Source organism: Paraburkholderia sp. BL6665CI2N2 (assembly GCF_004366535.1).
GTDB lineage: Bacteria > Pseudomonadota > Gammaproteobacteria > Burkholderiales > Burkholderiaceae > Paraburkholderia.
The window spans coordinates 872,587-897,511 of sequence record NZ_SORC01000001.1; the positions used below are offsets into that span (position 1 = coordinate 872,587).

The window sequence follows — 24,925 nt, forward strand, 5'->3', positions numbered from 1 at the left end:
CAGGCTTTGCATTCCGAGCCGATACAACCGAACACCCCCGATGCGCCGAAGCGCTACCGGGCGACGACGATCGGCGCTTCGTCGTTGCATACGCAGCGGCAGGGCGACACGTGGTATTTGCGCGCGGCCGAACCGCTCGGCACGCATCCGCAACGTATGACCGAGCGGCTCGTGAGCGGCGCGCAGGCGCATCCCGAACGATGGCTGGCGGCGCGTCGCGGCAGCGATGGTCAATGGATCGGCCTGAGCTACGCGAAGGCTTTGCAAAGCGCGCGCGCAATCGGCCAGGCGCTGCTCGCACGCGATCTCTCCGCTGAGCGGCCCGTCGTGATCCTGTCGGGCAACGATCTGGAACATCTGCAACTTGCGCTCGGGGCGATGTGGGCGGGCATTCCCTACGCCGCGATTTCGCCCGCTTATGCGCTTGCTTCCGGCGACTTCGGCAAGCTGCGCCATACGATCGATTTGCTGACACCCGGTCTCGTGTTTGCAAGCGCCTACGATACGTTCGCCAAGGCAATCGACGCAACCGTGTCTTCCGATGTCGAAGTGATGGCCGCGAAATTGCCGCGAGAACAGCCGGCGGCACGCAACGTGACCTCGTTCGACGACCTGCTGAACACAACGCCCACCACGGTCGACTCCGTTCACGCCACGGTGAGCCCGGACGCGATCGCCAAATTTCTGTTCACCTCCGGTTCAACCAAGCTGCCGAAGGCAGTACCGACCACGCACCGCATGTTGTGCAGCAATCAGCAGATGCTGCTCGAAACGTTTCCCGAGTTCGCGAAGGAGCCGCCGGTGCTGGTCGACTGGCTGCCCTGGAACCATACGTTCGGCGGCAGCCATAACGCAGGTATCGCGCTCTACAACGGCGGCACTCTTTATATCGACGACGGCAAACCGGTCAACGGCAAATTTGAGGAAACACTGCGCAATCTGCGTGAAATCGCGCCGACCATCTACTTCAACGTGCCGAAGGGTTGGGAGGAACTGGCGATCGCACTGGAACGCGACGAGCAATTGCGCGAGACATTCTTCTCGCGCGTGAAGGTCTATTTCTTCTCAGGTGCCGGCCTGTCGCAAGCAGCGTGGGACAGGCTCGAACGCGTCACTGAAACATATTGCGGCGAGCGCATACGCATCATGGCCGGACTCGGCATGACGGAGACCTCGCCTTCGTGTCTGTTCACCACGGGGCCGATCATGCGCGCGGGCTATGTGGGGCTGCCTGCGCATGGCTGCGAAGTCAAACTCGCGCCGGTCGGCGACAAGCTCGAGGCGCGTTATCGCGGGCCGCACGTCATGGCCGGATATTGGCGCGCCGACGCGGCGGAGTTGGAAAACGCGTTCGACGAAGAAGGCTATTTCCGCAGCGGCGACGCCTTGCGCTTTGTCGACGTGACGCGACCCGAACTCGGACTGCTGTTCGACGGGCGTATCGCGGAAGACTTCAAGCTGAGTTCGGGCACCTTCGTGAGCGTGGGTCCGATGCGGGCACGCGTGATCTCCGAAGGCGCACCTTATGTGCAGGACGTGGTGGTCACCGGCATGAATCGCGACGATGTGGGCCTGCTGGTCTTTCCGCGCGTCGACGATTGCAAGCGGCTGGCTCGCTTGCCCGCTTCGGCGAGCGCGCAAGAGGTGGTCGAAGCACCCGCCGTGCGTGCGCACTTCGCCGCGCTGCTCGACACGCTCAATCGCGGCGCCACGGGCGGCGCGACGACCATCGCGCGTCTGCGGCTCATGGACCTTGCGCCGTCGCTCGATCTCGGCGAGATCACCGACAAAGGCTCAATCAACCAGCGCGCGGTGTTGACGCACCGTGCGGCGCTCGTCGAGGCGATGTATGACGCGGGGCCGCGCGATCCCGCGGTGATTGTCGCGAGCGCATGCGGCGCGACGTGACGCAACGTGACGTGCTCGCCGCGGAATCACACAGGGAAAGGTGGATGAATCTCGATCAACTCGTCGCAATCGACACGCACGTGCACGCGGAGGTTTCGTGCTGCCAGCCGCCGGATCTGTTCGGCAAGGAATTCGACGATGCCGCCGACAAGTACTTCGGCACCGTGCTGAAACTCGGGCGGCGGCCGACGATTCCCGAAACCATCGACCACTATCGGGAGCGCAAGATCGGCTTCGTGATGTTCACCGTGGACTGCGAAGCGAACCTCGGGCGGCGTCGCATACCGAATGAGGAGATCGCCGAATTCGCGCAGAAGAACAGCGACATCATGATCGCCTTTGCCAGCATCGATCCGCACAAGGGCAAGATGGGTGTGCGCGAAGCGCGCAAGCTGATCGAGGAACACGGCGTGCGTGGTTTCAAGTTTCATCCCACGATGCAGGCTTTTTTTGCCAACGACCGGCTGGCTTATCCGCTGTACGAGCTGATCGCCGAACATCGGCTCACGGCGGTTTTTCACAGCGGCCATTCCGGCATGGGGTCGGGCATGCGAGGCGGCGGCGGGCTGCGCCTGAAGTATTCGGAGCCGATTCATCTCGACGACGTCGCGGCGGATTTCCCCGACATGAACATCGTGATCGCGCATCCGTCGTGGCCGTGGCAGGAGCAGGCGTTGTCGATCGCCTTGCATAAGCCCAATGTCTATATCGACTTGTCCGGCTGGTCGCCGAAGTATTTCTCGCCCGAGTTGATCCGCCACGCCAATACGGTGCTGAAGCGCAAGATGCTGTTCGGTTCGGATTTTCCGCTGATTCAACCGGACCGCTGGCTGGAGGATTTCAAGCAGGTCGGGTTCAGGGAAGAGGTGCAGCCGTTGATTCTCAAACAGAACGCAATCGGCGTGCTGGGACTTCAGCAAGACGCCTGAGCGGCGAGGGAGCAGTAAGAGGGCTGATGGGGCAGGACAGGTCTACCGCGCACGGGAGAGGCGCTTCGCCGTATACAATTCGGCAGCGCCCGGCTTTTGACCGTTTTTTTGCCTGCTTCTTGCACAACTCCGACCTGATCCCATCCATGCCGAATTCGACCCGGGCCTTCCTTCTCGGCCCGCTCCTGAAAGGCGTTTCACGCTCCTTTTATCTTACCCTGCGCGTGCTGCCCGTCGGGATGCGCGATCCGATCGGACTCGCTTACCTGCTGGCGCGCGCGGCCGACACGATTGCGGACACCTCGCTGATCTCGCCGGAACAACGCCTCGCCTTGCTGTTGTCGCTGCGTGCTCAGGTGAACGGCGCAACGGACGACGGCGCGCTATTCCAACGCATGGCCGCGGAAGTAGCGGGGCAGCAGGACCAGTCGGACGAGAAAGTGCTGCTCGAATCGCTCGGACCCGCGCTCGCTGTGTTGTCGCAACTGAGCGAATCGGATCGCAAGGCCGTGCGCGAGATTGTCTCGACGCTGACCGAAGGCATGGAGTTTGATCTTCGTACGTTCCCCGACGAACGTTCCGGTCAGATCGCGGCGCTGCGCGAATACGACGAACTCGACCGCTATACGTATCTGGTGGCGGGTTGCGTCGGCGAATTCTGGACCACGATGACCTACGCGCACATGCCCGGCACACTGAAGGAGCGGCCCGAGACGATGGCACGACGCGGCGTGCGCTTCGGCAAGGCGCTGCAGATGACCAACGTGCTGCGCGACTGCGGCAAGGATTTGCGGATCGGCCGCTGTTATCTGCCGCAGACCTTGCTCAACCGATATGGTCTAAGCGCGCAGGATTTGCTGGTGCCGGCCAATTCGGTGCGTGCCCGGCCGTTGATGGTGGAGCTTTTGCGCAAGACACTCGATCATTTCCGCGAAGCCCTCGATTACACGCTGGCGATTCCCGCATTTTCCGTGCGTTTGCGGCTCGCCTGTTTGTGGCCGATCCTGATTGGCCTTGAGACACTGCTTCTGCTCGTGGACAACGATGCCTGGCTTGATCCGCCGAGAGTGTCCAAAGTGCGGCGGAATAAGGTGTATCAGATCATCGCGTCGTCACTGTTGCTGGTGCCTTCGAATGGATTGGTGCGCAACGCCATTGAAAAGCGAATCAGGCAAATCGAAGCCCGGCTTTGAAGGTGACGAGACAAGCAGAGCTGATTTAATCTGCATCATGGAATAGCCATCAATCGGGAAACCCCTAGGACCGTGTATTCATGGTTCGCGTTAGTCTCTTCCAAAGAGGAGGCGAATCATGAGACAAGCGTTCAATATTGCCGTAGTGCTGTTGCTCGGCTATCTGATGGCGGATAGAGCGCTGATGCGCGCGCAAGCGGGCGAGATGGGGACAATAACGTGTCACCAAGGCGCGGAAATGGTCAAATCGAACGCGCTGAAAAAAGGCTTTGGAGACATCGGGGCCAGCAGCCAAGGCGAGAATTTTCTTTCGAGCTGTCTCGTCACCGGGCGCGGTCAAGTGGGCGATCTCATCGCACGGGACTGACGCGGGTCGCGTGCCCATTATCTGAAACCGGCTCCGGTCCGCCAATGCGGGCTCCGTTTCGATACTGACAAAGGCGCTGCGGAACGGCAGCGCCAATAAAAAGCGCCCGGACCGCGAAGGGTCCAGGCGAAGCCATCGGGAGGCCGATGACGGAGGTAACCAATAGACAACTGGCCCGCGATCGGAGATACAGGTCGCGGGCCAGTTTGTTTTTGAATCATCGCGCACCGGTTACTGGTGCGCCAGGCGGTTGATCGTCGCACGAGAAGGCTTCTTGCCTGTGCCGTTCAATTCGCCTGATAGCTGGTTACGGTCGGGTTACTGCCTGATTACCGCGCGGCTACTGCTTAGTGACCGAAATAAACCGACTGCGGACCATTTGCGGGAACCGGGTGGCCTGCTTGAGAAGCGCCGCTCACCGTACCACCGTAGCCACTTTCCGCTGCCTGTGCCGTGCCGTTTTCACGAGCGACGCGAGCTTGGGCGGCCTGAATGTCGGCCGGATAGTACGGATCGGCGGCGCCGGGTTGATAGCCTGCTTTTTCGAGTTGAATCAGTTCGGCGCGCACTTGGGCGCGGGTCACGGGCTGGTTGGACTGCGCAAACGAAGCAACCGGAGCGGCCAGCACGGCAGCGATAACAACAGCGTGAATGAGTGATTTCATGATGAACTACCTCCAATTCGGTCTTTATCTTGCTACGAACGGTGTTGTTCGTATTCAGTGATTACATTGTAGTTTTGCGAACTGGAGAGAGTAATCATCGTTTCAGGTAATGTTTGTTGCTGAATTTGAGACAAAACACCGGGATGCGGGAGGGGGATGCGGGCGACGCAGCACGCATCGAGCCGTAGTCTCGCCGCGTGCCGCATCCGGTCCGTGAACGACTCGCCATTAACTGCCCGAGAAAATCGGGCCCTGTCCGCCCGGCGTGAATTGCTGGAATGCCTCGCTGTGCGACGGAGCCGGCGCCGCTTGTGGCCGCGCCGTTGAAGCCGTGGCGGGTTCGCGCAGCGTGAGCGCGCTGTCCGGGGTGATGGGCACGCTGGGCTTGGCGAGCAGTTCGGTCTTTCGCATCGATCCCACCGACGTGCCGAAGTAGTAGCCGATGATGCTGATCCACGCCGTACCCAATGCCCCGACGATCACGTTGACGAGATCCTTGTTCGCGCCCGGCAGCGGCTGGAAGGCCATGAGCAGCAGAATGCCGAAGAAGCCGGCGGTGACCGCCATCGCAAGGACTTTGGGCACCCAGTCCTTATTGCTGATACCCATTGCACGCGCGTCGGCCCGGTCGGCGGCCTGGATGCGCGCCATATCGCTTTCATGCGCGAGGCTCGCCTGGGCGGCGGTGACCATCAACTGTTGCAACTGCAACGAGTTCGCACTCTCGGCTTGCCGGACCTTTTCGAGTGCGCTGGGATCGTTCAACGCGAGTTCCACCACGCCCGGGTCGCTCGGCGTGCCGAGCGCATGCGAAATGATCGCGGCGGCGGCGCTCACGCCTACGCCGATCGGACCACCCACGAGGCCGGCGAGAAGCGGCGCGCTGCTACCGATGTTCGACGCTACTTTAGACCAGTCCATCATGCTGCTCCCAGGAGAAGATTAGCGGCCATTCTTTCGGTCCATCCACGGCTGAAATTGGGCCACGCGTGCAGATTGCGCAGGTAACGCAAGCGATAAGCGGCGAAGCGCATGACAAACTTCAAAGGGTCGGCGCTCTTGATTGCATCGAGTGTGTCGGGGCCGAACTTGCCGTCCTCTTTCGCACCGGAAGCTTTTTGCATCCACAGCACCACCAGGCCGCCGTTGTAGTTGGCGTCGAAGATCTGGAAGGCGACACGCGGGTCGAGTTCGTCGAGATGCAGCGGGTCCCAGTATTTCTGTTTGGCGATCTGTCTGGCGGTATCCAGCGGCAGGTCTTTCATGGCGCCGGCATAGCCCGCGCTTCGTGCCACGCGCGCCGTGACGCCCCACATCGTTTCACCGCCAGGGTCGTGCGGATTGAAGGAGTAACCGCCTTCACTGCCGATCAGAGCCTTGAACGCATCTTCGAAACTGTCCATCGAACATCTCCTTTTCAACTGGGTGTATCACTGCGACGGTTGGTGCTGCGGGGCTAAATTTTCTGCATGGCCGGGTGTGCGTTACGCGGTTTGCAACGCAAGCGGGGCGGGTGGATTCGAAACGGGTCTGACTCCGCCGTCGGGCTTTGACGCGTCTGGGCGGTTGCCTCCCTGCGCCGCTCTGGCAAGCCGCGCCAGATGAGTTTCCCGCGTTGACAAAGTGCCCGCGTCGAGTTGCAACGCTTGCGCGTATTTGCGCGAGGCGCCGGACAGATCGCCTTTGCGATCCAGTGCCCGGCCCCATTCCGCGTAAGAGGGCGCCAGATCGGGGCGCAGTGCGACGGCACGAGAGAGCTTTTCGATTGCTTCGTCATAGCGGCCGGCAGTGACGAGCGCTTCGCCCCAATCGTGCAGATTGTCGACAGAGTCCGGCTTCATTCTGTCGGCCTGCTTGAATGCATCGAGTGCTTCGGAATAGCGATTCGCATGCAACAGCACGTCGCCGAGAAGACGCAGATTTTCCGCCGTCTTCGACTTCTCGCTCGCGCCGGTTCGCAGGGCCTCGAGTGCGTCGTCGATGCGATGCTGCTGTTCGAGTGCAATGCCAAGGCTTGCGTGCAGCACCGCTGAATGCTGGTACACGGTCAGTGCCTCGCGGGTTTGCTGTTCGGCCTCTTTGGACAGCCCCTGATTGGCAAGCAGCCACGCTTTGCCGGCGAGCGCCCATTCGCCTTGCTCGGAGGCGGGCAGTGCGAGCACTTCGTTGTAGATCGTGACGATCTCGCCGTAGTCGCATTGCGCGAGCGAACACTTGGTTCTCTGCACTTGCGAATAGAGATGACTGGCGAGAATATTCGGCTCCGCCAGGCGCATGGCTTTGACCGCAATGTCGTGCACGAACTTCTCCAGATCGCGACCTTCGAATGACACCGTGCTTTCGCGGGAATCAAACGGACCGCCTTCAATCTGCACATGCGCGACGTAGGAATCCGCGCTGTCGTTGACCTTCGTGATGCCGACATGAACGACAACATCCGTGCGTTTGATGACGCCTTTAATGAAGCGCACGGTGGTCGCATACGACATCTCCTGGCCGGGGATCTGAATGTCCGGTTGTGCGTCGTTGTCCGTCATGGTGTCGTGCGGAATCGACTCGGCGTCCTGACCGATCGCCCGCATCGAAGACATGATGCGTTCCGCGAGAAAGTTCGATGTATAGCCGCGTTCCACCAGCGACTGCGGCGTCTCGACGGGCGGCACCAGCAATTGCCGCGTGAGTACGCCGCGTACCACGAGGCAGAAAAAACCGATGGTAAGCACCGCGAACACCCACGGCAAAACATACGGCCACAATTGTTTCGGACCTCGCCCGATGAAGCCGGCGGTCCGCAAGCCGAACGGCACCAATCCCGCTGAGAAGTTGCGGCTCGCCGTATGACGCTTTGAACGGCCGTCCGCGGAAAAAGGCCGGCTTCGCCAATTCACTGGCCGACGTTGGCTCTGCACACTCGACATGACGCACCTCGATTCAACCGATGTTGGTAAGTGCACGACTGGGTGGTGGTTATTACGCATCGACCGTGCCATTGCGCACAGTGCCTTATGCGACGGGCGTGTAGGCAATCGCGACGGGTGTGAGCGCGGGAATGTGTTGCGTGGCGACCAACGAATGACGAGCGTGAGTTTGCCGGCGGGAGACAGGCTGCGAGGGAGGGGAGGGAAAATGAGGTGTTTCGATCAGACGCCGTATTTGTCCTGTCGGGCGACAGGACACATACGCGTCATGCATGCAATGGAGCCGGCGGCAAATTATTGAACCAGGCGGCCGGCCCCATGCCACAGCACAGTTTAGTTGCCTCCCTTGAACAGTTCTTGTAAGCGCGCTGCTTCGCCGCTTTTCTGCGCTTGAATGAGCTGCTGGTAGACGTCCGCACGCGTGAGTCCCTGTGCTTTTGCCGGACCGCCGGACATCGAAGTAGTGGAGGGCTGCCCGCCCATTGCGTCGGCCGCTGTCGGTTGAGCTTGCGCGGTACTCTCCGTGCTGGCGTCCTGAGCGTGCGCTTGCCATGCGAACCCGCAAAGCAGTCCGCCTGCGATGATCAGAGCCTTCTTCATGTCCCTCTCCTTCAAACCCTTGGCGCCGCCCTTGCGGCACCTCATTGCGGAAGTTCCGCCAGGATTGAACGCGACACTTGCCGGACAATCTGGCGGGACACAGGGCGGAGACGATCACCGGCTTCCTTGTCGAATTCTGCGCAGCGCACCAGAGATGTGCGTTATCGAAAAGCTTCGTATTGCAAGGAAAGGTGCACGCTGGGGCTTTGTTGTTCGGCGACGGTTCAGAGAGTCGGACTTGCCTCCACCATGTGAAGGAGACGGATGGGTTGCATTCAAATTCAAGTATTAATCAGCCATCCTGAATGCGCGAATGGCTCCTTGCTTGAAAAAATCCAGCCAGCTTAATTGGGCCTTACTTTAGTCTTTCATTTTGCCAAAAACAAAACGCCGTTCAGCCTGTGACTGAACGGCGTTTTTTAAACGTGAGCTTCTACTCGGCTAATGTCGCTCGCTCAAACCGCAGCCGGTCGCCACTTCAACAGCCGCTGTTCGACCGCAGTCAACAGATAGTCCGCTGCCAGTGCGACCACGGCCAACACAATCATCGCGGCGAACACCCCGCTTGCGTTGAACGCGCCTTGCGCAGTCGAGATCAAGAGTCCGATACCTTGCTTCGAGCCGAGGAACTCGCCGACCACCGCACCGACCAGCGCGAACCCGAAGCTCACGTGCAAGCTCGCGAGAATCCAGCTCAATGCCGACGGGATCACCACCGAGGTCGTCACCTGACGGCGCGACGCGCCGAGAATCTGCGCATTCGCGATCATGTAGCGATCCGCTTCACGCACGCCCTGGAAAGCGTTGGCGAACACGACGAAGAACACCATCACCACCGCCAGCGCCACCTTCGACGCCATGCCCAGTCCCAGTGCAATCACGAACACCGACCCGAGCACCACGCGCGGAATCGAGTTGGCGATCTTGATGTAAAGACTGAAGACGTCGGAGAGCAGCTTGTTGCGGCCCAGCACGATGCCGCAGAACACACCGGCCACCGAACCGATAATGAAGCCGAGTCCGGTTTCTTCGAGGGTGACCCACACTTGCGTCAGCAGCGGACCTTGCGAAGTGCCGTTCACGAACCAGTCGACGATCTGTTCGAAAATGGCGCTCGGCATCGAGAAGAAGAACGGATCGATCCACTTTAGGCGCGCGGACAGTTCCCAGCCGCCGAGCACGACGACCAGCACGACGATACGCAGCGTGATTACCAGTGCCTGACGTTGCCGGATGCGTTTTTGCGCCACACGTTCGACGTGGGCGAGCGACGCGGCGTCGATGCCCGAGGGCATCATTTGTTGAGGGGTAGTAGACATGTTTGCCGTTCCTTGATTAACCGATCTGCACTTCTTCGCGCAAGTCATGCCAGATGTCGCGCGAAATTTCGATAAAACGCGGCTCGTAGCGAATCTCCGAGGTGACCCGCGGGCGCGGCAGATCGATTTCATACACTTTCTTCAATGTCGCCGGGCGCGCGGTCAGCACGAATACGCGGTCGGCGAGTGCAATCGCTTCTTCCAGATCGTGCGTGACGAACACCACTGAGCCGGCGCCGCCCCACAGTTGCAGCAGTTCGTCCTGCATCAGCGTGCGGGTCTGCATGTCGAGCGCGGAGAACGGCTCGTCCATCAGCAGGATTTCCGGCTTGTTGATAAAGGTCTGCGCGAGCGCCACGCGCTTTCTCATGCCGCCGGACAGTTGATGCGGATAGTGCTTGCCGAACTTGTCGAGGCCCACGCGACGCAGCCATTCGTTGGCTTCGTCGTATGCGGCGGATTTCGAACGGCCGCGATACAGCGGACCCGCGGCGACGTTGTCGAGCACCGAACGCCACGGGAACACGGCGTCGGCCTGAAAGACGAAACCGATACGCGGATCGATGCCGTCCACCGGCGCGCCCATCACGCGCACTTCGCCCGTGGTGGGCTTCAGCAGGCCGGTAATCATGCTGAGCGTGGTGGACTTGCCGCAACCCGTGGGTCCGACCACGGCGACGAATTCGCCGCGCGCCACCGACATGCTGAAGTCGCGCAACGCGATCGTCGCCTTGCCATCAGGGGAAATGAAACGGCACGACACATTGCGCATCTCGATCGCTGGCGTGTCGCGTGACAAAGGTTGGTTCATCGGCTGGTGCCTCGTTGTTCGCGGGATGTTGAAAAAGGCGCTATTTCGCCGCCGTCTTGACCGGCGCCGACACGTAGTCGTTGGTGTAAGTCTTGGCGAGGTCGATATGCTTACCCTTCACTGAAGGATTGAACGCCGACAGCACTTTCAGCACGGTATCCGGACCGTCGGCGGGCATCTTGCCGTCTTTCGTGAACATTGGCAGCGACGCCTTCAGCGCGCCGACGTACAGGTCTTTGTTGTTGCCGTAGTAGTCCTTCGGCATCTTCGCGGCAATCTCTTCGGCGCTATGTGTCGCGATGAAGTTCAACGTCTTCGCGAAAGCGTGCGAGAGCTTCGCGGCGTCGTCCTTGTGCGACTCAGCCCACGCGCGCTGAACGTAGAAGCTCGAAGCCGGATAGGTGCCACCGAGCGCGGCACGCGTGCCTTCCAGCGTACGCATGTCGACCAGCACCCTGGCGTCGCCGGTCTTCAGTAACTGCGAGACGGTCGGCTCGGTCGTCATGCCCGCGTCGATACGGCTCTGCTTGATTGCCGCGATGAAGCTGTTGTCCGCGCCAACAGGCAGCAGCGTGTATTGTGTGGATGGCACGCCCGCACGTTGTGCGAGGTATTGCGTGAGGAAGCTGGTCGACGAACCGAGCCCCGTCACGCCGAGCGTTTTGCCCTTCGCGTCGGCCATGCTCTTGAAACTGTCCGCAGCCTTGGTGGACACCATTTCCACTTCGCCCGGCACCTGGCCGAAGATCACCAGCGCCTGGACTTCCTTGCCCTTGCTTTGCAGGTCGATGGTGTGGTCGTAGAAGCCCACCACGCCTTGCACCGCGCCGGCGAGCAGTTCGTTTTCCGCGTCGACGCCGGCCGGCTGCGAGAGGATTTCGACGTCGAGGCCTTCGTCCTTGAAGTAGCCGAGTTGCTCCGTCAGCTTGGCGGGCAGATAGATGATCTTGGTGGCGCCGCCGACCATGATCGTGAGCTTTTCCGCGTGAGCGGCGGCCGAAGCGGCCGCAAGGGTGAACGCAACACCTGACACAACGGCAATCTGGCGCAAGGTACGCATGAAGCAGTCTCCTTAGGTTTGGTCGCCGCTGGGTGCTGCATGCGGCGCTTTCTGGGTGAATGACGGCGATTATAGAAATTGGAAACCTTCTGGCAGCTTTCGGGGGTGTGGCCAAATCATGGGTGTTAACCCGCAACGTTCCGCCGACCTTGCCTAAAACGTCGCGACGTATCCCGCACGACGCACAGCACGCGCGCAAACCCCTTTTTTTACGGCACAATCGACGGCCTGACTCTTGCCGTTCCCGCCATGAAGCTGCTGCTGATCGAAGACAACCCCACGCTGGCGCACTGGCTCGCGAAGATGCTGGAGCAGGAGGCGTTCGCGCTCGACGCCGTGCAGGACGGCGACGCCGCAGACCTGCTTCTGCGCACTAATCACTACGACGTGATCCTGCTCGACCTGAATCTGCCCAAGCTGTCGGGCAAGAACGTGCTGCGCCGTCTGCGTCAGCGTGGCGACGCGACGCCGGTGCTGATTCTGACGGCGAGCGGTTCGATCGACGAAAAAGTGGAACTGCTCGGCGCCGGCGCGGACGATTACCTCGTCAAGCCGTTCGAAGTGCGCGAGTTGATCGCGAGGATCAAGGTGGCGATCCGCAGGCAATCACCTTCCAAGGCGAGCGAAGTGGTGTGCGGCGATCTCGCGTTCGACATCGACACGCGGCAGTTCACGCTGAAGGGCGCGCCGCTGAACGTCACGCCACGCGAGCGTTCGGTACTCGAAACGTTGATCCTGCGTCTGGGCAAAACCGTCACGAAGCCGGCGCTGGTCGACGCGATCTTCACGCTCGCCGATGAGCCGAGTGAAGATGCCGTCGAAATCTACATCTCGCGTCTGCGCAAGAAACTCGACGGCAGTTCGGCGGCGATCGTCACTTTGCGCGGGCTGGGTTATCTGCTGCGCAAGAAAGAAGATGACCAATAGTCTGCGCATGCGCCTGCTGTGGTGGCTGCTGGTGCCGCTCGCGTTGTACGTATTCGTGACCGGCAAGGCCGAATACGACAATGCGCGGCGCACGGCGGATCTGGTGCAGGACAATCAATTGATTTCATCGGCGCGCATGATCGCGGGCGAAGTGGAATGGGTGGACGGCTTTCTGCGTGTGGATGTGCCGCCCGCCGCGCTCGAAGTATTCGTCTCTCCCTACCGCGACCAGGTGTTCTACAGCGTGCAGGTGGACGATGGACGCCTGCTCGCGGGAATCCCCGATTTCCCGGCGCGTCCGGCGCAGGCAGCCGATACGCCGGATCACTACGACACCCATCTGCAAGGCCACGATGTGCGCGCGGCCGGACTCGTGCGTCTCATGTACGACAACGGCGCGACGCGCCGCGTGCGCGTGACGGTCGGCAAAACCGTGCGCTCGCGTGACGCCATGGCTCAGCAATTGTGGCAACCGCAACTCGTGCGGCAAATCGAAATGATCGTGCTGGCGGTCGCGCTGGTTTGCATCGGTCTCACTTTCGAGTTACGGCCTCTGATGAAAGTGAAAGAGGAGGTGGCGGATCGCGACCCGATGCAGCTGGAGCCGATTCGCGTCGAGCGACTGCACACTGAGTTGCGGCCGATCGTGGAAGCGATCAATCAATGCATCGCGCGGCTCGGCGTGCAGGTGGCCGCGCAACGCCGCTTTATCGCCGACGCCGCACATCAGTTGCGTACGCCGCTCACTTTGCTCGGCACGCAATTGCAGTTCGCGCGGCAACAGGACGACTTGAACCCCGCGCTCGACGAAGCACTGGCCGCCATGCATCGCAGTAATCGTTCGATGGTGGGTCTCACTAACAAGCTGCTTCTGCTTGCGCAGGCCGAGGCCGCCGACAACACGCAACTCGCCGTGGAAACGGTGGACCTGGTGCCGCTCGCGTTGGAAGTCGTGGAGGACCTCGCGTTGCTCGCGCAGGCCAGAGACATCGATCTAGGCGCCGAGCTGAACGGTGCCGCGCCGGTGGCGGGGCATCGCGGGCTACTGCAGGCGTTGATTGCCAATCTCGCGGAGAACGCGATCCGCTATACGGGCGGCGGCGGCCATGTCACCGTGGGCGTGAGCGCCGACGCCGATACGGTCACCGTAAGCGTGCTGGACGATGGTCCAGGCATTCCGGCCGAGTCGCGCAGCCGCGTGTTCGAGCCGTTCTTCCGGGCATCGGCGGATACGGAGGGCACCGGCCTGGGCCTCGCCATCGTGCGTGAAATCGCGGACGCCCACCACGGCGAGATCGCGCTCAAGCCGGGCGAGGGCGGCAAAGGCGTGCACATCAGTGTGACGTTTCCGCGTGCCGCGGCAGAGCGTTTTAAAGCAGGTTAGAGCCGTTACTTCAGCACGACTCAGGACAAACCCGCAGTTAGGGCAGCAAAGCCATTGGCGAAAGCTTTGAGAAGGCTTCGCGTGCCTAGAATTTTTGCAGGCGGTCCCTCAGGCGCCCACCGCGGATGCGGAAAACAACGGAGACATCCACCATGCCTCATGCTGCGACGCGCGTTGCGCGCGCCGTCCACGCCGCCGTCGCGGCGTCGCTCACGATCTTGCTGCTCGCCCAGCCGGCAGCGCACGCGCAGGCGGACTCGCCCGAAAAAACCGTCATCATGGTGGGCGGCATTACCAAGCTCATCTATCTGCCCGCACGCCTCACCGAACAGCTAGGCTACTTCCAGGCAGAGGGGCTCGACGTCGAACTGCAATCGCAACCGGCGGGCGTCGATGCGGAAAACGAATTGCTCGCGGGCGGTGTGCAGGCCGTGATCGGTTTCTACGATCACGCGATCGATCTGCAAGCCAAGGGTAAGGAAGTCAAGGCGATCGTCGTGTTCGGCCAGGTTCCCGGCGAAGTGGAGATGGTCGCGACCAGGGCGGCCGGTTCGATCAAAAGCATGGCCGACGTGAAGGGTAAAACGCTCGGCGTGACGGGGCTCGGCTCGTCGACCAACTTTCTCACGCAGTACCTGGCCAGCCTCAAAGGGGTGTCGCGTTCACAGTACACGGTGCTGCCGGTGGGCGCGGACAACAGCTTTATCGCCGCGATCCGGCAAGGGCGGATCGATGCCGGCATGACCACCGAGCCGACCGTTTCGCAGTTGCTCAAATCCGGTGACGCCAAGGTGCTGGTGGACATGCGCAATGTCGAAGGCACGCGCGCCGCGCTCGGCGGAACGTATCCGGCGTCGAGCCTGTATGTGCAGAGCGCGTGGCTCGACAGGCATCCGCAGGAGGCGGCCAAACTCGCACGCGCGTTTGTGAAGACGTTGCGATATCTGAATACACATAGCGCAGACGAGATCGCCGCGAACATGCCGAAAGACTACATCGGCAATGACAAGGCGCTCTATGTGAGCGCGTTGAAGGCCACGCTGCCCATGTACACCGCCGACGGCAAGATGCCCGCCGACGGGCCGGAAACGGTGCTCAAGGTGCTGGCGGGTTTCAACCCGTCGGTGAAGGGTCGTCATATCGATCTGTCGAGGACGTTCACTAATCAGTTCGTCAACGAAGTAAAGCCGTAAGGCGGAAGCTGGACGCACCTCTCTCGACGAGGCGCGCCGGCATCCTTTAGAGAGGGGCGACGCATCGTGTTTTCAGGCAGCTTGCGCGGACGCTTGCTGTGGTGGCTACTGCTGCCACTGGCGGCGTTCGTTTCCATTTCCGGTGTGATCTCTTACCGCAATGCGCAGACCACTGCGGATCTCGTGCAGGACAATGCGTTGCTCTCGTCCATGCGTATCATCGGCGAGGATATCGATTGGGACAACGGCAATGTCTCCATCCAGATTCCGCCGGCTGCGCTGGAGCTGTTCGAGTCGCCGGAACAGGACAGCGTGTTCTATCGTATCGAGGCGAGCGGCCAGCGCCTGGTAGCCGGCAGTCTGGAGTTGCCACTGCCGCCGCACACCGGTGACAACCCAACGCTCTACGTCACCCGTCTTGAAGATGGCCGCATCGTGCGCGCCGCTGCCTATGTCCGGCAACTTTACGACACGGGGCGTACGGAAGAAGTCGTCGTCGCGGTTGCAAAAACCGAAGGCTCGCGAGACGCGATGGTATGGCGCCTGCTGCGTCCGCAGCTATTCGGCGAGGTGCTCACGCTCGTGCTCGCGATGGTGTTCGTGTACCTCGGATTGACTTTCGAGTTGCGTCCCCTGATGAAAGTGAAAGACGACGTCGCCGATCGCAATCCGTCGCAGCTACAGCCAATACGTGTTGCGCGCTTGCATGTCGAACTAAGACCGATTGTCGATGCAATCAACCAGTGCATCGCGCGCATGGGTCAGCAGGCCGCGACTCAGCGGCAATTCATTTCCGATGCCGCGCACCAGATGCGCACGCCGCTCACGCTACTGGTGGCGCAAATCCAGTTCGCGCGCCAGCGTGAAAACCACGACGCGCCACTCGCCGAAGCGCTGGCGGGCATGCACAAGAGCAGCCGCAAGCTGACCACCTTAACCAACAAACTTCTGCTGCTCGCGCAGGCCGAGTCCGCCGCGCCCGTGGGTGCGTGCGAACGCGTCGATCTCAGTGCGTTGATTGCAGGTGTTCTTGAGGAGTTGATTGCATTTGCGCAGTCTCGTGAAATCGATCTGGGCGCCGAGCTGGAAGACGGAATGATCGTTACCGGCGACGAGGCATTGACCGCGGCGCTCGTCACCAATCTCGTCGACAACGCGCTGCGTTATACCCAGCCGGGCGGCCGCGTGACCGTGCAGACCGAGCGCCGTGACGACATGGCTATCGTGCGTGTGATCGACAATGGACCGGGTATCAAGGCCGAGGCGCGGGCGCGGGTGTTCGAACGCTTCTATCGCGCGTCGAGTCACGCAGACGGCACGGGCCTCGGCCTGCCGATCGTGCGGGAGATTGCCCATCGCCAGGGTGGCACCGTCACGCTCGAATCCGGCGCGGATGGTATTGGCCTTGTCGCCACGGTGGGAATGCAAATATGGACTGCCGCCGCATGACGCGCGGCTACATGAGGGAAGAACAATGAAACTGCTGCTTGTGGAAGACGATGCGGAACTTGCGCGCTGGGTGATGAACCTGATGCAGGTCGAGCAGTTTGTGATCGACTGGGCAGAGAACGGCGAACAGGCCGAGACGCTGCTTGGCCTGCAATGCTACGACGCTGTGTTGCTCGATTTGCGTTTGCCCGGCATTGGCGGCAAGGATGTGCTCGCGTGGCTGCGTCGCAAACGCGACAACGTGCCGGTGCTCATGCTGACCGCGAATGGCTCGACCGACGACAAGGTCGCCTGCTTTTCCGCCGGCGCCGACGACTATGTCGTCAAACCCTTCGACGCACGCGAACTGCTGGCGCGTATCAAGGCGTTGATCCGCCGTCAGGCGGCTGGCGACAAGGGCCAGTCGATCGAGTGCGGCGACTTGCGCTATCTGTTCGACTCGCGTGAATTCATGCTGCAAAGCGAGCCTTTGCCGTTGCGTCGGCGTGAACATGCCATTCTCGAGACGTTGATGCTGAAACAGGGCAAGACAGTCTCCAAGGCGACGCTAATGGACAAAGTCTTCACACTCGACGACGAACCGAGCGCCGATGCAATCGATATTTATATCCACCGTTTGCGCAAGCATCTCGCGGCCTCGAGCGCGAAGATCATGACTTTGCGCGGGCTTGGCTACATCCTGCGTGAAGAAGAACCGCGCGAAGCGTTTGCTGTTGCGTTGTAGCGGTTCAAGGGCGAATTGAATCGCCTGACTGTATATTGTCGATGCCTTGCGTTTAGTGTTTTCACCGACGCCGAGAGTTTTTTATTGGGCGGCGGTGCCGGTCACGTTTCGCGCTGGGCACGTCGGCTGGCAATCTCGCAACCGGGGCGCTGAGATCGGTTTTGTCATCGGTGTGACCCGCTAGATCGCGCCTCGCCTCCCCCTCCGTTACGGGATTCGGACAAATGAAAACGTATTAATCAAACGTTCGAAATATCCGGATCGTGCAGAGGAAGGCGCTCGTTCACCTGTTCCAGCACGCCGGTCTTCTTCCACGCCATGTACCTGAGATAGCAAGTCTGTTGCGGCGGGAAAGTCGCAGGAAGTCTGTGCCATTTTTCTTTTCGTTGTTGCAGCCAGAGTATCGCGTTGAGGATGTCGCGATCGCTGCGGCGAGGCCGTCCACGCGTTGATGAAAGCACTGGGAAGAGACTCTGGACGCGAGCCCAATTGGCGTCTGAAAGGGGAATTTCTAGCATCGGACTGGTCTGCGTACTGTGTGGGTGTTATTAGTTTTACATGCTGCTGTTGACGGTGATACTAGTCAATCTATTTCACTCGGTCAAATTGTCTTGCTGAATGTCTTTGCGCACAATCACGTGGCGAGCGAAGCAGCGTAACGTCACGCGGAATGCTACGTTACGCGCAGATTCACGCAAACGTTTGGCGAAGTGGATTCGCCCCACTGCGGAAGTTGTTCTTTTCCTCGAGAACGCTTGTGCGGCATGGTTCTCTGTTCTTCTTCCCCTTCTCTTTACGCATTGAGCCGGGTACTTGGCACGACCTGTGCATACGTTGACGGGGTTGGATAACACATTTCCGCCATGTACACGCTCGACTATGCACAACCCGAATCGTCTCCAAACACATTGGACTCGCGCATCGACCTTGTTGCGCAGAATGACGCGGCTACTTCCGGCGATGCTTCCTTGGGCCTGAGCGAATTCGAAAGGCGTGTCCGTGACGGACTGCGCGCGGGAGAATTCCATCTCGTGTTCCAAGGCGCTTATCGCGCCGCGAGTGGCGTATTGGCGCGCCTTGAAGCGCAAGTTCGATGGACGCATCCGGACTACGGCTTACTGCTGCCTGGCATTTTCATGATGCCGCTCGAACATCCGAACGTTGCGCGCGAGATGTTCTCTTTCGTCGTGGACAGCGTGTGCCGTGAATTACGCGGCGCTCTCGTCGCGAAGCTGCCGGTGCAGCCGGTCGCGATCACGGTGCCTGCTCAAGTGGCGCTGCTCGATTCTTTCGACGAGGAACTCATGCGAGTCGCCGATTCGTATGGCGTGCCGGCTTCTCTACTTGAAATTGAAGTTACCGATAGCGCGGGGGCAGCAAAGTTATTGTCTTTGCGTACGTTGACCGAGGGTCTTCGGGAAGCAGGGGTCGGTCTTTCGATAGGCAAGTGGGGTAATGGCGCATCGTCGCTCGCATTGCTCGGGTCGCTCGATGTAGACACCGTCGTTGTCGCGCGCGAGTTGATGGCGACAGTGCCGGGCGATAAACGTGGCGCAGCGGTGATGAGCGCGATCATGGATCTGCTGCACACGCTCGATGTGCGAGTGGTGGTGAGCGGCGTGGATACTCAAGAACAGTTTCAGTGGGTGAGCCGGTGGCCCGACGCGTTGGTGCAGGGGTTCTGGTTCGCGCGTCCGCAGGCTGGGTTGGGGAGTGTGTTGGCGCTACGGCAGAAGGCGTGACAAGCGCTCGCGACGTTACGTAACGTCGCCGGGTGCATTGCAATTTAACCGAGGTCGGCAGACAGTTCATCGTGATGATCTTATCTCAACAGATCAAGCGCGGACGCGCTCTTCAAGGAGTAGCCGCTGACAATTACAAGAATATAAATGCAATTGGCACGCATGGTGCTTTATAGGTTGCGCGCTGCCCGAATAGCGCAGGAAGTAGAGATATAAGTTGCAGCGAATTCTGTTTCAAACGATCGCCTGACCGGGGGTTATCAGGTGGTCTTCTCAACGAAGAGCGATGCAGTCTTCCACCGAAGACCGCGCTGTGTTTGCGTCGTGTCGCCGCGTCCGGATCGAGCTGGATGCGCAAGGCATGTCGAAAAATCCCCAGTTTTATCTGTGTTTAACCGGCCGGCTGGGTGCCATCGGCATTTTGTCTTATGTCGAGATGTCCGGGGGATTAGCGAACTACCCAGCGGACGGCGGTGCGGTATTTACTCATGAAGATCACACGATTCTTCGGCAGCTGATGGCCGATGTAAAAGTGAAAGTACTCAAGTTTTTCGGCTGTCAACCGTCCATTGCTTTCGGTGCAACTGACATTGGCGGTCGAACACATTACTTCCGATCGAAGTATGGCGTCGTGTCGCAGGGGTTTGGCCCCGCAATATCGGTGCTACGGGCGGAACCGGCGGCACCGGCACGACCACGAAATAGCGCCGGGGGCTAGCTATGCGAGACACGACCAAGCGGCCCACGCAATAGAGATAGGGACCGTTCGGTTGGGTTGTGGCCGACCTGAGCCGAATCATGTCGGCATCGACGACGCTGGTTGCTCGCGAGCACCACCATTGCGCTTTCGAGCACGTAGTGCGGCGGCAAGCAGTTGAAGCTTCCTAGAAAAAAGACTTATTAAGCGACGAGACCAACGCTATGTCATTCGATGTCATCTCCATTATTGGACTTGGGTATATCGGCTTGCCCACTGCTGCAGCATTTGCCGCACGCCGGAAGAAGGTTGTCGGCGTCGACGTATCGCAAAGCGCGGTCGATACCATCAACAAAGGCGAGATACATATCGTCGAACCTGAACTGGACATGCTGGTTCATGCGGCCGTCACCCAAGGCCATTTGCGCGCGACCCTGATCCCTGAACCAGCTGACGCGTTTCTCATTGCCGTCCCGACACCGTTTTGCGACGGCAATAAGCCAGACCTGAGTTACATAGAGGCGGCAAGCCGTTCGATTGCCCCGGTACTTAAGAAGGGAGATATCGTCGTCCTCGAGTCGACCTCCCCGGTGGGCGCGACTGAAAAGATGTCAGCATGGCTCGCTGATTGCCGCCCCGATCTGACGTTTCCGCAACATGCTGGCGAGCAGTCCGACATACGAATCGCCCACTGTCCGGAGCGCGTTCTGCCGGGACACGTGATTCGAGAGCTCGTGCAGAACGACCGCGTGATCGGCGGCATGACGCGCCGCTGTGGCGAGTTGGCTCGCGATCTATACCAGATCTTTGTTCAAGGGGATTGCATCTTGACAGACGCTCGTACTGCGGAGATGTGCAAGCTGTCCGAAAACGCGTTTCGTGACGTCAACATTGCCTATGCAAATGAACTGTCGATGATCTGCGATCGACTCGATATCAACGTGTGGGAACTCATTCGTCTCGCCAATCGCCATCCGCGTGTGAGCATTCTTCAGCCTGGTCCGGGTGTCGGCGGACATTGCATTGCAGTCGATCCCTGGTTCATCGTCGATTCCGCACCTGACGAGGCGAAACTGATTCGAACCGCGCGCGGAGTGAACGACGGCAAGTCTCACTACGTAATCGAGCAGACGAAGCGGCTGGCGGCGCGTTTCAAGGCTCCAGTGATTGCCTGTCTCGGTCTTGCATTCAAGGCCAATATCGACGATTTGCGTGAGAGTCCGGCCATAGACATTGTCAATCAACTAGCCGACGAGCGCGTGGCAGACATTGTTGTGGTTGAGCCAAACGTGGCGGTCCTACCAGAGGCGCTGCGTGGGAAGGTTGAGCTAACTAGCCTCACTAGCGCGATCGAAGCGGCCGATATAGTTTTGCTGTTGGTCGACCACCGCGAGTTCAAGGATATCAACAGACGCCGATTGCAGTCGAAGCTTCTCGTCGATACGCGAGGGATCTTCTCGTGACGCGGCGAAAACCCACGAGCTTGGCTATGCGACATGTCGGGACCGATGGTCTAGACGACGCAAGATCGGCTGAGGGTATGCAGGCAGTCATTGATACGCGACGCACCTACACCTATCGCTGCGCTGTTGCAATGAGAGTCTGCGGTCTGGGGGAGAACGGCCGGGTGAGCTTACCGGGAAATTCGTGATGAGCATTCGCATACTTCATGTCGGGCCCGGTCGCGGGCAAAGAGGCGGCATTGCGTCGGTCCTCTCGCAGTTGGCAATGCTACGAAGCACGTTCGAACAAGCCGGCGTATCCACTTCGTTCTTTGAAACGCGCGGGTTCCGAACCGTTGGGGGGATATTGGCATTTGCCTTCATCGATGTTCCAAGTTTCGTATTCGCTGCCAAAAAAACTGATGTCGTGCATTTCCATGTATCCGAGCGAGGCTCGCTGTACCGGAAATTTGTCCTTTTTCTCGTCGCGGCGGTGTTAAAGAAACGTACGGTTTTTCATTTGCATTCTGGGAATTTCGAGCGCTTCGTTGAGAACGCCGATCCTATCACGCGCTTCTTATGCAGGTCGTTTCTACAGAGGGTCGATTGTGTAATCGCCGTTTCGACACCTTTGGCTAATTGGCTGCAAAGTCAGCGAGGTACCGATGCGGTTCACGTGGTCGGAAATATGGCCCTCGACGCCGAACAGCGGGTTTTCACACGTCGATCGCCGGCATGCGAGCGGCCATACATTGCTTTTGCCGGACGACTGAGCGAAGCGAAAGGACTGGAAGATCTGTTTCGCGCAGTTGCCGAGCTAACGGGAAGGGGCCGGGATATCCAGGTACGAGTGGCCGGAATGGGCGACGTTGAGTGCTGGAGGCGTATAGCATTTATGCACGGAATTGCCGACCGTGTGATCTTCGAAGGCTGGCTGGAGGGCGACGCGAAACTTGCGTTTTATCGCGGAGCGAGTCTGTTCTGCATGCCGAGTCATTTCGAGTCTTTCGGCATTGGGACACTGGAGGCGATGTTTTGCAGTTTGCCCGTTGTCGGAACGCGATCAGGCGGGTTCCTCGACCTGGTCTTGGAAGGAGTCAGCGGATATCTGGTCGATGTGCGTGATTCCCGAGCACTGGCGGATGCGATCTCGAAGCTACTCGATGATCCTGGGCATGCGCGCAAGATGGGCGTCGCCGGCTTAGCGCGTGCATGTTCCCTGTATCGTTCGACGTCGATTGTGCAGCGGTATGTTCAATGCTATCGCAGCGCTCGTGTGTTTGGCGCCGGAGAACTAGTGTCAACGGCTAAGCACTTGGAGCAAAGCAAATGACGGACCGTCTCGATGCCGACTCGCTGGCTGACATACTGATTGCACAATGTCGCGCGAGCGATTATGCGGGATATGACCCGTTTGATGGCCTCAACAGCTCGTTCTTCAAACAGCTAAAGCTTGGCGCTCTGCCTTTCGCAAAGATTGCGTGGCTGCAGCTTCATAAGCGCAGCCTCTTGAACCTGAGGCCGTTTGTCGGTGTGCCGCGCCGCCGCAATCCGAAAGGAATTGCGCTGATCATTCTGGGACTTATCGAGCGTGAACGACGATTGTGCGACGGATGGAGTATTGAGGAGGCCACCCGACTAGCGGAATGGTTATTGGAGCAACGTTGTGACCGCGAGAAGTGGAAGCACAGTTCCTGGGGATATCACTTTGACTGGGCCGCACGCGCTTTCTTTGTCCCCTCTGGTACGCCCAATGCAATCACTACGTGCTATGTAGCGCGCGCGCTTGCCGCGCTCGGACTTGAGACGGGTGAGCCGCGATTACTGGAGGCCGCCACGGACGCAGGTCTCTTCGTAGATTCGCTTTTCCGGGCGGACGGAGGACATTACGCCTATATCCCCGGCGAATCCGCTTTCGTGCACAACGCGAACCTTTGGGCCGCTGCGGTCGCCGGAGAAGCTGCAAATCGCTTAGGGGACGACGCGATGATGCATCGGGCGATCAGCGCCGCGCGCCACACAGTGACAATGCAACGCGCGGACGGTGCATGGCAATACGGTACGCGGGACCACCACTCGTTTGTGGATGGGTTCCATACCGGTTACAACCTGGAAGCGCTATCAGCCCTGCAACGCACTGTGAAGTTCGATGAATTCGATGAAGCGATACGCCGAGGAATGGCTTACTACCGGGACAATTTTTTTCTCCCGGACGGCACAGTCAAATACTACGACAACTCAGTCTGGCCGCTTGATACGCATTCGGTTGCTCAAGCGTTGCTTACGTTGCAAAGCGTTGATTCCGGCGATGATGACCACCTCCTGGCGACCAGGATTTTTGAGCGTGCAGTAGACACGCTCTATATGCCACGCGAACGTCGTTTCATGTACCAGAAAGGGAAACTGACGACAAACCGAATCAACTATCTTCGCTGGACGCAAGCTTGGGCGTTTTACGCGATCGGGGCATACGCTAATCGCGTTCGTTTGAGAGGTGAACTTCAAGAGCAAAGACAACGAGGGTTTGAGTACCTACCGGGTATGACACAATGAAACGGATCGAGCTTTTTGGATGTCCGATGGATGTTGCCACCATGCATGAGACCGTCAACATGATTGGCGATCGAATTGAACGCAAACAATTTACTCAGCATGTGGTGGTTAACGTCGCGAAACTTGTTGGCATGCAGACCGACCCGGTACTCGACGCGTCGGTCCGGGCTTGCGACATCATCAACATTGACGGGATGGGCGTAGTTTGGGGCGCGCGACTATTAGGCCATTCTGTGCCGGAGCGAGTTGCGGGAGTGGATCTCTTTGAACGACTTTTGCAGATGGCCGCGGCGCGGGGTCTGCCCGTGTTCTTCCTGGGCGCGATGGAAGCGATCGTGGCAAGGACGGCATCATTGACAGCGGCACGGTACCCCGGCCTGCAGGTCGTTGGTTTTCATCACGGATACTTCTGGGACGACGAGGAGAAGGTGGTTGAGCAAATTCGACGATCCGGCGCAAGACTTCTTTTTGTCGCCATTACTTCGCCGAAGAAGGAAAGCTTTATTAATCGCCGGCAGGATCGTCTCGGTGTCGACTTTGTAATGGGAGTCGGCGGGACTTTCGACGTCGTCGCTGGAAAAGTACGTCGAGCCCCGCAGTGGATGCAGCGCAACGGGCTGGAATGGGCCTTTCGGGTTGCGCAGGAACCAAGACGCATGTGGAAGCGATATTTATTTACGAATAACCGGTTTGCCGTCATGCTGCTACGAGCACGTATTGCTTCGGCGATTCAAGGTGCAGCAGGCCAGTCGAACGAATAGGCCTGCGCCGCGGGTGATAGATAGTGGGTCACCGGCAAACTCTGTTCGACAAACGTGCCGGCCTTTCGCGGCGACGGTGTTGGCCGTACTCGGGTCGTTCGAGGCGCGGCCGCTCGCTGCCGCCGTGTCAGCGACGTTTGAAGCTATACAAAGCTTCCGCAGACCGTCAACGCTCTTCGGCATTGCCCAACCCTCGCGTCCTCTCTTTCAATGTCTCAGTCGACGTCGCCCCCAGCCAACTTGAAATCTGGTTGGATGGAGCCCACAGAAACTTGCGGTGACG

General features: G+C 59.7%; 24 protein-coding genes. 15 read left to right on the plus strand and 9 right to left on the minus strand.

What is annotated here, in order from left to right:
• Positions 1-6 precede the first annotated feature (6 nt).
• From B0G81_RS03890 to B0G81_RS03905, 4 genes are all read left to right on the plus strand, one after another.
• On the plus strand, positions 7-1,908 hold the full coding sequence (locus B0G81_RS03890) for a feruloyl-CoA synthase (RefSeq protein WP_134133590.1): 1,902 nt from the start codon (positions 7-9) through the stop codon (positions 1,906-1,908).
• A gap of 44 nt (positions 1,909-1,952) precedes the next feature.
• Complete coding sequence (locus tag B0G81_RS03895) at positions 1,953-2,837, plus strand: amidohydrolase family protein (RefSeq protein WP_106278733.1); 885 nt, start codon at positions 1,953-1,955, stop codon at positions 2,835-2,837.
• Between the two features lie 146 nt (positions 2,838-2,983).
• On the plus strand, positions 2,984-4,030 hold the full coding sequence (locus B0G81_RS03900) for a phytoene/squalene synthase family protein (protein ID WP_134133591.1): 1,047 nt from the start codon (positions 2,984-2,986) through the stop codon (positions 4,028-4,030).
• A gap of 118 nt (positions 4,031-4,148) precedes the next feature.
• Positions 4,149-4,397: a hypothetical protein gene (locus B0G81_RS03905; protein ID WP_012425929.1), complete on the plus strand. Its 249-nt coding sequence runs from the start codon at positions 4,149-4,151 to the stop codon at positions 4,395-4,397.
• A gap of 347 nt (positions 4,398-4,744) precedes the next feature.
• Here the strand turns inward: B0G81_RS03905 and B0G81_RS03910 are convergent, their stop codons facing one another.
• The 8 genes from B0G81_RS03910 to B0G81_RS03945 form a co-directional block, all read right to left on the minus strand.
• Positions 4,745-5,062 (minus strand): DUF4148 domain-containing protein, encoded by a 318-nt coding sequence (locus B0G81_RS03910; RefSeq protein WP_134133592.1) that lies wholly within the window; start codon positions 5,060-5,062, stop codon positions 4,745-4,747.
• 228 nt (positions 5,063-5,290) lie between these two features.
• Positions 5,291-5,983, minus strand: coding sequence for a hypothetical protein (locus tag B0G81_RS03915; RefSeq protein WP_116122968.1), 693 nt, complete (start codon positions 5,981-5,983; stop codon positions 5,291-5,293).
• Positions 5,983-6,465: a glycosyl hydrolase 108 family protein gene (locus B0G81_RS03920; RefSeq protein ID WP_106278723.1), complete on the minus strand. Its 483-nt coding sequence runs from the start codon at positions 6,463-6,465 to the stop codon at positions 5,983-5,985. Before B0G81_RS03920 ends, B0G81_RS03915 begins: the two co-directional genes overlap by 1 nt.
• A gap of 81 nt (positions 6,466-6,546) precedes the next feature.
• Positions 6,547-7,980 carry a tetratricopeptide repeat protein gene (locus tag B0G81_RS03925; RefSeq protein ID WP_134133593.1) on the minus strand — a complete coding sequence of 478 codons (1,434 nt, stop codon included), beginning with the start codon at positions 7,978-7,980 and terminating at the stop codon, positions 6,547-6,549.
• 333 nt (positions 7,981-8,313) lie between these two features.
• Positions 8,314-8,580 carry a hypothetical protein gene (locus B0G81_RS03930; protein ID WP_116122970.1) on the minus strand — a complete coding sequence of 89 codons (267 nt, stop codon included), beginning with the start codon at positions 8,578-8,580 and terminating at the stop codon, positions 8,314-8,316.
• Positions 8,581-9,035: 455 nt separating this feature from the next.
• The gene (locus B0G81_RS03935) at positions 9,036-9,899 is read right to left on the minus strand and encodes an ABC transporter permease (protein WP_116122971.1); all 864 of its coding nucleotides are present in this window, start codon (positions 9,897-9,899) and stop codon (positions 9,036-9,038) included.
• Between the two features lie 16 nt (positions 9,900-9,915).
• A complete protein-coding gene (locus B0G81_RS03940) occupies positions 9,916-10,710 on the minus strand; it encodes an ABC transporter ATP-binding protein (RefSeq protein WP_012425936.1) in 795 nt (264 codons plus the stop codon).
• 40 nt (positions 10,711-10,750) lie between these two features.
• The gene (locus tag B0G81_RS03945; RefSeq protein WP_134133594.1) at positions 10,751-11,770 is read right to left on the minus strand and encodes an ABC transporter substrate-binding protein; all 1,020 of its coding nucleotides are present in this window, start codon (positions 11,768-11,770) and stop codon (positions 10,751-10,753) included.
• A 249-nt stretch (positions 11,771-12,019) separates the two neighbouring features.
• Between B0G81_RS03945 and B0G81_RS03950 the strand changes: the two genes are divergently transcribed.
• From B0G81_RS03950 to B0G81_RS03970, 5 genes are all read left to right on the plus strand, one after another.
• The gene (locus tag B0G81_RS03950; protein WP_106278712.1) at positions 12,020-12,697 is read left to right on the plus strand and encodes a response regulator; all 678 of its coding nucleotides are present in this window, start codon (positions 12,020-12,022) and stop codon (positions 12,695-12,697) included.
• On the plus strand, positions 12,687-14,081 hold the full coding sequence (locus B0G81_RS03955) for a sensor histidine kinase (protein ID WP_134133595.1): 1,395 nt from the start codon (positions 12,687-12,689) through the stop codon (positions 14,079-14,081). Before B0G81_RS03950 ends, B0G81_RS03955 begins: the two co-directional genes overlap by 11 nt.
• Positions 14,082-14,233: 152 nt before the next feature.
• Positions 14,234-15,274 carry an ABC transporter substrate-binding protein gene (locus B0G81_RS03960; RefSeq protein ID WP_134133596.1) on the plus strand — a complete coding sequence of 347 codons (1,041 nt, stop codon included), beginning with the start codon at positions 14,234-14,236 and terminating at the stop codon, positions 15,272-15,274.
• 66 nt (positions 15,275-15,340) lie between these two features.
• A complete protein-coding gene (locus B0G81_RS03965) occupies positions 15,341-16,723 on the plus strand; it encodes a sensor histidine kinase (RefSeq protein ID WP_134133597.1) in 1,383 nt (460 codons plus the stop codon).
• Positions 16,724-16,748: 25 nt separating this feature from the next.
• Complete coding sequence (locus B0G81_RS03970) at positions 16,749-17,447, plus strand: response regulator transcription factor (RefSeq protein WP_116122975.1); 699 nt, start codon at positions 16,749-16,751, stop codon at positions 17,445-17,447.
• A gap of 239 nt (positions 17,448-17,686) precedes the next feature.
• Here the strand turns inward: B0G81_RS03970 and B0G81_RS03975 are convergent, their stop codons facing one another.
• Positions 17,687-17,965: a transposase gene (locus B0G81_RS03975; protein WP_106278699.1), complete on the minus strand. Its 279-nt coding sequence runs from the start codon at positions 17,963-17,965 to the stop codon at positions 17,687-17,689.
• Positions 17,966-18,478: 513 nt separating this feature from the next.
• Here B0G81_RS03975 and B0G81_RS03980 point away from each other — a divergent pair.
• From B0G81_RS03980 to B0G81_RS04005, 6 genes are all read left to right on the plus strand, one after another.
• Positions 18,479-19,189 carry an EAL domain-containing protein gene (locus B0G81_RS03980; RefSeq protein WP_243856346.1) on the plus strand — a complete coding sequence of 237 codons (711 nt, stop codon included), beginning with the start codon at positions 18,479-18,481 and terminating at the stop codon, positions 19,187-19,189.
• 286 nt (positions 19,190-19,475) lie between these two features.
• Complete coding sequence (locus B0G81_RS44370) at positions 19,476-19,907, plus strand: hypothetical protein (RefSeq protein ID WP_243856347.1); 432 nt, start codon at positions 19,476-19,478, stop codon at positions 19,905-19,907.
• 203 nt (positions 19,908-20,110) lie between these two features.
• Complete coding sequence (wecC, locus tag B0G81_RS03990) at positions 20,111-21,349, plus strand: UDP-N-acetyl-D-mannosamine dehydrogenase (protein WP_134133599.1); 1,239 nt, start codon at positions 20,111-20,113, stop codon at positions 21,347-21,349.
• A gap of 187 nt (positions 21,350-21,536) precedes the next feature.
• Positions 21,537-22,661, plus strand: coding sequence for a glycosyltransferase family 4 protein (locus B0G81_RS03995; RefSeq protein WP_134133600.1), 1,125 nt, complete (start codon positions 21,537-21,539; stop codon positions 22,659-22,661).
• Complete coding sequence (locus tag B0G81_RS04000; RefSeq protein WP_134133601.1) at positions 22,658-23,881, plus strand: aspartate-semialdehyde dehydrogenase; 1,224 nt, start codon at positions 22,658-22,660, stop codon at positions 23,879-23,881. Before B0G81_RS03995 ends, B0G81_RS04000 begins: the two co-directional genes overlap by 4 nt.
• The gene (locus tag B0G81_RS04005; protein WP_134133602.1) at positions 23,878-24,642 is read left to right on the plus strand and encodes a WecB/TagA/CpsF family glycosyltransferase; all 765 of its coding nucleotides are present in this window, start codon (positions 23,878-23,880) and stop codon (positions 24,640-24,642) included. The genes B0G81_RS04000 and B0G81_RS04005 overlap by 4 nt, the downstream gene beginning before the upstream one ends.
• Positions 24,643-24,925 lie beyond the last annotated feature (283 nt).

Excerpts from the sequence above, each read along its gene's own strand:
- B0G81_RS03895 (WP_106278733.1), top strand. The coding sequence starts at position 1,953 with ATGAATCTCGATCAACTCGTCGCAATCGACACGCACGTGCACGCGGAG.
- B0G81_RS03900 (WP_134133591.1), top strand. The coding sequence starts at position 2,984 with ATGCCGAATTCGACCCGGGCCTTCCTTCTCGGCCCGCTCCTGAAAGGC.
- B0G81_RS03905 (WP_012425929.1), top strand. The coding sequence starts at position 4,149 with ATGAGACAAGCGTTCAATATTGCCGTAGTGCTGTTGCTCGGCTATCTG.
- B0G81_RS03910 (WP_134133592.1), bottom strand. The coding sequence starts at position 5,062 with ATGAAATCACTCATTCACGCTGTTGTTATCGCTGCCGTGCTGGCCGCT.
- B0G81_RS03915 (WP_116122968.1), bottom strand. The coding sequence starts at position 5,983 with ATGGACTGGTCTAAAGTAGCGTCGAACATCGGTAGCAGCGCGCCGCTT.
- B0G81_RS03920 (WP_106278723.1), bottom strand. The coding sequence starts at position 6,465 with ATGGACAGTTTCGAAGATGCGTTCAAGGCTCTGATCGGCAGTGAAGGC.
- B0G81_RS03925 (WP_134133593.1), bottom strand. The coding sequence starts at position 7,980 with ATGTCGAGTGTGCAGAGCCAACGTCGGCCAGTGAATTGGCGAAGCCGG.
- B0G81_RS03930 (WP_116122970.1), bottom strand. The coding sequence starts at position 8,580 with ATGAAGAAGGCTCTGATCATCGCAGGCGGACTGCTTTGCGGGTTCGCA.
- B0G81_RS03935 (WP_116122971.1), bottom strand. The coding sequence starts at position 9,899 with ATGTCTACTACCCCTCAACAAATGATGCCCTCGGGCATCGACGCCGCG.
- B0G81_RS03940 (WP_012425936.1), bottom strand. The coding sequence starts at position 10,710 with ATGAACCAACCTTTGTCACGCGACACGCCAGCGATCGAGATGCGCAAT.
- B0G81_RS03945 (WP_134133594.1), bottom strand. The coding sequence starts at position 11,770 with ATGCGTACCTTGCGCCAGATTGCCGTTGTGTCAGGTGTTGCGTTCACC.
- B0G81_RS03950 (WP_106278712.1), top strand. The coding sequence starts at position 12,020 with ATGAAGCTGCTGCTGATCGAAGACAACCCCACGCTGGCGCACTGGCTC.
- B0G81_RS03955 (WP_134133595.1), top strand. The coding sequence starts at position 12,687 with ATGACCAATAGTCTGCGCATGCGCCTGCTGTGGTGGCTGCTGGTGCCG.
- B0G81_RS03960 (WP_134133596.1), top strand. The coding sequence starts at position 14,234 with ATGCCTCATGCTGCGACGCGCGTTGCGCGCGCCGTCCACGCCGCCGTC.
- B0G81_RS03970 (WP_116122975.1), top strand. The coding sequence starts at position 16,749 with ATGAAACTGCTGCTTGTGGAAGACGATGCGGAACTTGCGCGCTGGGTG.
- B0G81_RS03975 (WP_106278699.1), bottom strand. The coding sequence starts at position 17,965 with ATGCTAGAAATTCCCCTTTCAGACGCCAATTGGGCTCGCGTCCAGAGT.
- B0G81_RS44370 (WP_243856347.1), top strand. The coding sequence starts at position 19,476 with ATGCAGTCTTCCACCGAAGACCGCGCTGTGTTTGCGTCGTGTCGCCGC.
- wecC (WP_134133599.1), top strand. The coding sequence starts at position 20,111 with ATGTCATTCGATGTCATCTCCATTATTGGACTTGGGTATATCGGCTTG.
- B0G81_RS03995 (WP_134133600.1), top strand. The coding sequence starts at position 21,537 with ATGAGCATTCGCATACTTCATGTCGGGCCCGGTCGCGGGCAAAGAGGC.
- B0G81_RS04000 (WP_134133601.1), top strand. The coding sequence starts at position 22,658 with ATGACGGACCGTCTCGATGCCGACTCGCTGGCTGACATACTGATTGCA.
- B0G81_RS04005 (WP_134133602.1), top strand. The coding sequence starts at position 23,878 with ATGAAACGGATCGAGCTTTTTGGATGTCCGATGGATGTTGCCACCATG.